This window comes from Pseudomonadota bacterium (assembly GCA_039033415.1).
Lineage (GTDB): Bacteria > Pseudomonadota > Gammaproteobacteria > Xanthomonadales > SZUA-38 > JANQOZ01.
The window spans coordinates 1-6,224 of sequence record JBCCCR010000061.1 but is presented as its reverse complement, the minus strand read 5'-3'; the positions used below and the strand labels follow the sequence as shown (position 1 = coordinate 6,224).

Annotated in this window: 7 protein-coding genes; all 7 read left to right on the top strand. The window is 63.6% G+C overall.

Going from position 1 to position 6,224, the window contains the following annotated elements; all coding sequences use genetic code 11:
• Nucleotides 1-133 precede the first annotated feature (133 nt).
• The 7 genes from AAF358_26570 to AAF358_26540 are packed head-to-tail and all read left to right on the top strand — an operon-like array spanning nt 134 to nt 6,153.
• Nucleotides 134-856: a DUF2470 domain-containing protein gene (locus tag AAF358_26570; protein ID MEM7709141.1), complete on the top strand. Its 723-nt coding sequence runs from the start codon at nt 134-136 to the stop codon at nt 854-856.
• Between the two features lie 4 nt (nt 857-860).
• On the top strand, nt 861-1,760 hold the full coding sequence (locus AAF358_26565) for a DMT family transporter (protein ID MEM7709140.1): 900 nt from the start codon (nt 861-863) through the stop codon (nt 1,758-1,760).
• Nucleotides 1,757-2,611, top strand: coding sequence for an ABC transporter ATP-binding protein (locus AAF358_26560; protein MEM7709139.1), 855 nt, complete (start codon nt 1,757-1,759; stop codon nt 2,609-2,611). Before AAF358_26565 ends, AAF358_26560 begins: the two co-directional genes overlap by 4 nt.
• Nucleotides 2,604-3,359, top strand: coding sequence for a hypothetical protein (locus AAF358_26555; protein ID MEM7709138.1), 756 nt, complete (start codon nt 2,604-2,606; stop codon nt 3,357-3,359). The genes AAF358_26560 and AAF358_26555 overlap by 8 nt, the downstream gene beginning before the upstream one ends.
• Nucleotides 3,359-4,114, top strand: a complete 756-nt coding sequence (locus AAF358_26550) for a hypothetical protein (GenBank protein ID MEM7709137.1) — start codon at nt 3,359-3,361, stop codon at nt 4,112-4,114. The genes AAF358_26555 and AAF358_26550 overlap by 1 nt, the downstream gene beginning before the upstream one ends.
• Before the next feature lie 39 nt (nt 4,115-4,153).
• Entirely contained in the window at nt 4,154-5,107 is a 954-nt protein-coding gene (mvaD, locus tag AAF358_26545) for a diphosphomevalonate decarboxylase (protein ID MEM7709136.1), read from the top strand.
• A complete protein-coding gene (locus tag AAF358_26540; protein MEM7709135.1) occupies nt 5,104-6,153 on the top strand; it encodes a hypothetical protein in 1,050 nt (349 codons plus the stop codon). The genes mvaD and AAF358_26540 overlap by 4 nt, the downstream gene beginning before the upstream one ends.
• The last annotated feature ends 71 nt before the right edge of the window (nt 6,154-6,224 follow it).

Below are 6,224 nucleotides of genomic sequence, written 5' to 3'. Positions count from 1 at the left end.
TACGCCGGCAAACAAAAAACCTCCGGCTGGCCCGGAGGTTTTTTTTGCGCGGAACAAAAAGCCGAGCGGTCGCCAGACCCAGGTTCGTACGCGATGGTGGCATAATGCTCGCCTTTCCGCGGGACGACGCTCGATGCACAAACTCAGCGTTGCAGAGCTGGCCAAGACGCTGGTGCACTGTCATTACCATGGCGTCATTTCGACGCTGGCAACGGACGGTGGCTATCCCTACGGGTCGGTGATCGACTATCTGCCGCTGTCACAGGGTGACGTGGTTGTGCTGCTCCACGAGCGCGCTGAACACTTTCGTTACCTGAGCGCCAGCCCCAAAGCGTCCCTGCTGGTGAACGCGCACCTGGCGGAACACGAGGCACTGCTGATTCCCAGGGTGACTCTGCTCGGAGAGGCCCAGCCTGCCGAAGACCGGAGCGACCTGGTGCGTGATTACCTCAAGCGCCATCCGGACGCGGAACCCTACATCAATCTCGAGGGAATGCGGTTTTTCCAAATCGACGTCCGCGGCGTGCGCTATATCGCCGGATCCGGCCGGGCGGTTTGGGTGGACGCAATGGATTACCGCAAGGCCAAACCCGATCCGCTGGGCGAGGATGCTCCGTGGACCATGCACCAGATGAACGACCACTACAGCGACGAACTGGCGGCCATCGGCCGAGGGGTCTCGGGCCTGGACTGGCCGGAAGCAGGGCGCGTGGTGAGTCTGGACCGTTTCGGCTTCGATCTGGTTTGCACCGCCGGCGAGCGCCGTCACGCGGTTCGGGTCAGCCTGCCGCAGCCGGCGTATAACCGCCAGGAGTTTGAACAGGCCTTCGCTACGCTGCGCAATGCTCTGACCTGAACCCATGACGTTTTCCCATATCGGCCAGGGCGAGCTCTACGCGCTGGCCAGCCCCGTCTGCTGGGCCATCGCCATCACGCTCTATAAGCAGTCCGGCGAATCGATGGGCCCGTTCACCCTGAATCTGGTGAAGAATCTCATTGGGCTTGCGCTGCTGACGCCGACACTACTGCTGCTGTCCGGACCCACCCCACCCCAGCTGTCACCGCAGGAGTGGCTGATCTGCCTGCTCTCCGGGCTGATTGGACTGGCCGCGGCTGACACGCTGTATTTCGCCTGTCTCTACCGAATCGGAGCTGGCCGAACCGGCATCGTTGCGGCCATGTTCAGCCCCAGCATTATCGGCTTATCCGCCCTGTTCCTCGGCGAACGGCTGGCGCCGCTGCAGTTTGCTGGCTTCTTTCTGGTGCTCGGCGGCGTGTTGCTGGTTGCGCGCGGCGGCCGATCCGAGGTGGCGCCGACGCAGCTGATCAGCGGAGTGTCGCTCGGTCTGCTGTCGGTGTTTCTGATGGCGGTCGGGATCGTCATGGTCAAGCGAATCCTCGAGGCCCACGACGTACTCTGGATCGTCCAGATTCGACTGTTTGCGGGCCTCGCCGGTATGCTGGTGGTGATGGTCCTGACCCGGCGCAGCGCTCGGGTCATGACCCAGCTGCGCCAGCCTCATCGCTGGGGCCAGATTGCGCTGGCCAGCTTTTTTGGCAGCTACCTGTCGATGATTTTCTGGCAGGCGGGCTACAAATACACGTTGGCGTCCATCGCCTCGGTGCTCAACGAATCGGCCAGCGGGTTTATTGTGCTTCTGGCCTGGGCGTTTCTCGGGGAGCCGCTCAACGGCAGAAAGCTGGGTGGCGTTGCGCTGACGTTTTCGGGAGTGGTCGTCATGCTGAGCTTTGCACCGTGATCCAGGTTTCTGATCTGTCGTTCCGCTATCCAAAGGCGCCGGCGCCGACGCTGAAGAATCTCACCTTTGACGTGGCGCCGGGCCAGATTCTAGGTTTCGTCGGCCCGAGCGGGGCCGGCAAATCAACCACCCAGCGCGTTTTAACCGGGCAGCTGGCGTCGGTCGATGGAAAGGTCGACATTCTCGGTCGTCCGGTCGCCGACTGGGGTCGAGAGCTCTACCATCACATCGGCGTGGCCTTCGAGCTCCCAACCCATTTTCTACGTCTGACCGGCCGTGAGAATCTCCAGTTCTTTCAGGCGCTCTATGGCGTTTCCGACCAACGCTGGCGGTCGCACCTGGAGGAACTGGGGCTTGCCGATGCGTCTGAACAGCGGGTCGGCAGCTATTCGAAGGGCATGATGACCAGGCTCGGACTGGTGCGTGCGCTGCTGCATGATCCGAAGGTGCTGTTTCTCGATGAGCCCGGCGGCGGGCTGGATCCCGCCAGCGTTGCGAAGGTCGAGGACATTATTCGCCGCGAACGCGACGCGGGAAAAACCATTTTTTTGACGACGCACGACATGCTGTCCGTCGATCGACTCTGCGACCGGGTGGCGTTTCTTATCGACGGCGCCATCGCGGTGGTGGACGAACCGGGACGGCTGAAACGACAGCACGGACGAGCGGAGCTGACCGTGACCTTCGGCGAGGCTGACGCACCCAAAGTCGAGAGCTTTGCGCTCGACGGCCTGGCCGAGAACGCGCGATTCCAGGAAGTCATCAAAACTCAGGCGCTGCAAACGATGCACACTGAGGAAGCCTCCTTAAGCGAAATCTTCCGAAAGCTCACCGGGGCCAGCCTTGTCTGACGTGTCGCTGACGCCAGCCGCTCTTCAGCCGGGCCTGCTGCGGCGGCTGCTGGCGAGCGCCCGATGCGACCTGCTGCTCGCCTGGCGCAACGGTTTTTTTGTGGCCGCAGCGTTTGTCACGATCGTGCATCTGGCGCTGCTCATCTGGATGGGCACGGTGCTTAAAGACTGGATTATCAGCCTGGTGCTGCTGGAGATTTTTATCTTCAACGGGTTTTATTTCGCCGCAGCCCTGGTGCTGCTCCAGAAAACAGAAGGGACGTTGGCCGCTCAGTTTCTCACCCCGCTCAGGCCCGCGGAGTGGGTTGCGGCCCGGGGGCTTGTCCTGTCGGTGCTGGCGATTGGCGAAGCGCTGCTGGTCACGATGCCGGTCTGGCGCGTGCATCTGCTGATGCTGCTGCTCAGCGCCGTCCTGCTGACGTGTCTGCTGTGTCAGCTGGGTCTGATCATGGTGCAACGCTATCGGGGGTTAAGCGATTTCCTGATGCCCTCGTCTCTGGCCTTTCTGTTTCTGCTGGTACCGGCCATCGAGCTGGTCGGCGTCTGGAGCAGCCCGTGGCTATGGCTGCACCCGCTGACCCCGGGACTGACCCTACTGAAGAGCGCGGTGCTTCCGGCGGCTGGCCAGGTGAATGAAGTTCCGTCAAACCTCACACTCCTTGTCGCACTGCTGCTGGCGACCCTATGGCTGGTGCCGGGACAAATCCTGGCAAGCCGAGCCACTCGCAACATGGCGAGGGGTCCCTGATGAGCAGGGCGACGGTCATCGAGCCTGGCAAAACCTTCAGCCTCAGCCTGCTGCTCGGCCTGCTGCGCGCTGACGCTCGAAGTATCGCCCGCGATTCCCTGCTGCGCTGGACGCTGCTGCTGTGCGTCGGTGTCTTTCTACCGATGCTGCGATGGCTGCCGCCTTGGCTTAACGAGTGGCTGCTGGCCAATTACCAGTTCGATCTGAGCCCCTGGTATCCGCTGATCCAGAGCACCTGTTTGCTGATTGCTCCCGTGATGGTCGGGATCATCGGCGGCCTCATGATATTGGATCAGCGCGATGACGGCGTCGTCGACGCCATGGCAGTCACGCCGCTCGGTCTCAAGGGTTTCCTCGCCTATCGACTGTTGCTGCCCGCGGTGGTGGCGCTGCTGATCACGGTTCTGATGCTGGGGTTGGTGAACCTGGCGCCCATCTCACCTGGCGCCGTTGTGCTGACCAGTCTCTGCGCCGCGCCGCTGGCGCCGCTGTTGGCGCTGGCCATCGCTCTTCTGGCCAGCAACAAGATTCAGGGATTCGCCATCGCCAAGGCTAACGGACTACTGACCACGCCGGTGATCGTCGCGTGGTTTATCGAGCCCCCGGCACAATGGGCTTTTGCCCTGCTGCCCACCTATCTGCCGGTCAAACTCTGCTGGCTCTCGATGGCGGGACACAGCTGGCTGTGGCTGGTACCGATCAGTCTGCTGGGCCATGGGCTGCTGATCACCTGGCTCTATCGCCGCCTGGTTTAAACGGCCAGGCCACGGTCGTCCCTGCGATACAATAATGCCATGCAGATCTGCGCGCGCGCCCACCCCAATATTGCGCTGATCAAGTATTGGGGGAAATCCGACCTCTCCACCAACCTGCCGTCCGCCGGCTCGTTGTCGGTTACGCTCGACGGCTTCACCACCGATACCACGGTGGCGGAAGCCGCCAGCGATGAGCTGCTGCTCAACGGCGAGCCGGGGGGTGCGCAGGCGGACCGGGTATTTCGCTGGCTGGACGCGTGCCTGACCCATCGCCCGCCCCTGCATATCGATACCCGCAACAACTTTCCGACCGCCGCCGGGCTGGCATCCTCGGCGTCGGGTTTTGCCGCGCTGGCGCTGGCGGTGGACGCGCTGCTGGAGCTCGGCATGAGCAAAGCGGAGCTGTCGGTGCTGGCCCGCCGGGGTTCGGGATCGGCAGCAAGGTCAATATTTGGGGGCTTTGTCCAGCTGAAGCTGGGGCAGGACAGCAACGGCACGACAGCCGCGCCGCTGCTGGACGCGACGCTTTGGCCGCTGAAGGTGGTGATTGCGGTCACTCAGGCCGGGCCCAAGGAAATCTCATCCGGGGAAGGCATGGAACGGTCGCGGCTGACCTCACCGCTCTATCAAGCCTGGACCGAGTGTGTGCCGGGAGACCTGGAGACGGCGCGCGATGCGATCGAGCGACGCGATTTTGGGGCACTCGCAGAAGTCAGCGAGGCAAGCTTCCTGGCGATGCACGCGGTCATGATTTCCAGCCGGCCGGGGCTCCTTTATATGAAGCCCGCCAGCCTCAGGTGCATTGAGCGGGTGCGCGAGCTGCGACGCGAAGGTCTCGCGGCGTTCTGCACCATGGACGCTGGCCCCCAGGTCAAGATCATCTGCCTGCCGGAGGCCGCCGACAACGTCGAAGCCGCCCTGCGAGAGACACGAGGTGTCGTCGAGCTACACCGGGTTGGCCTCGGGCCGGGTGCCCACCTGGTGACTGCTTGAGCGACTCGATCCGCACCAGCGCCCCGGGAAAGCTGGTGTTGCTGGGGGAATATGCCGTGGTGTACGGCGCGCCGGCGCTCGTCGCCGCTGTCCCGCGACGAGCCCGAGTCACGCTGGAGGATCGCGCCGACGCGCGCTGGCAAATCTCCACACCGGGGTTCTCGGACCAGCTTCTAACCTTCGACCGGCACGATGACCCTCGGCTCGGCGAGGCCCTGCCGCTGCTGCGCGCGGCGCTCGACCTGTTGGCCTACCGGGGACCCGGCCTGACCGTCACCCTGGACACCGAAGCGTTTTTTGCCCCGCAAAAGGGGGCCTCGGGCGAGGCGCTGAAGCTCGGCGTGGGATCGAGCGCCGCGCTGTGTGTCAGCCTGGTCGGCGCGTTGAGCAAAAAATCAGGCATCGACCGGCCGTCGCTGGATCAGGCGATGGCGGCGCACCGCCACTTTCAGCGGGGCCGCGGTAGCGGGATTGACGTTGCCGCCAGCCTCTATGGCGGCCTAATCACCTTTCAGCTGGCAGCCCCCGGTGAAACGCCCATCGTTCAGCCCGGCGCGGCCCTGCCCGTTCACGCCGTTTGGCTTTGGTCGGGCGCCAGCGCCGACACCCGCTCGCGGCTGGACCGGCTCCAGCGGTTTCAAAACGAACGGCCCAATGCGTTTGCCAAGTCGTTCAAGGTGCTGACCACCAGCTGTGAAACCGCCATCGCTGCAGCGGCTGCCCACTCAGCGGACGCTTTTCTGGCCTCGGCGACTGAATTTACCGCGCGTCTGGCCGATCTGGATGAGCAGGCGGAGCTGGGCGTCTGGACCGCGGCGCACCGGAGGCTGGCGGCGCTGGCCGACACCTTCGGCCTGTTGTATAAAACCAGCGGAGCTGGTGGCGGGGACTGCGGCCTTGCCCTGCATTCTGACGTCGAGCGCCTGCTTGCTTTTCAAGAGGCGGCGCGGGTGGAAGGCTTTCCCAGCTGGGATCTGGCGGCCGATCAGGCCGGACTGGCACTTGAACAGGCAGGCAGCGGCAAAAACGCGCCGGTTTTGCGATAATGCGGGCGCCTCTATCGGGGATGGTGATTTTCATTTCATGAGTTCGAACCTACACAATGCACTCAGCGTGC

Excerpts from the sequence above, each read along its gene's own strand:
- AAF358_26570 (MEM7709141.1), top strand. The coding sequence starts at position 134 with ATGCACAAACTCAGCGTTGCAGAGCTGGCCAAGACGCTGGTGCACTGT.
- AAF358_26565 (MEM7709140.1), top strand. The coding sequence starts at position 861 with ATGACGTTTTCCCATATCGGCCAGGGCGAGCTCTACGCGCTGGCCAGC.
- AAF358_26550 (MEM7709137.1), top strand. The coding sequence starts at position 3,359 with ATGAGCAGGGCGACGGTCATCGAGCCTGGCAAAACCTTCAGCCTCAGC.
- mvaD (MEM7709136.1), top strand. The coding sequence starts at position 4,154 with ATGCAGATCTGCGCGCGCGCCCACCCCAATATTGCGCTGATCAAGTAT.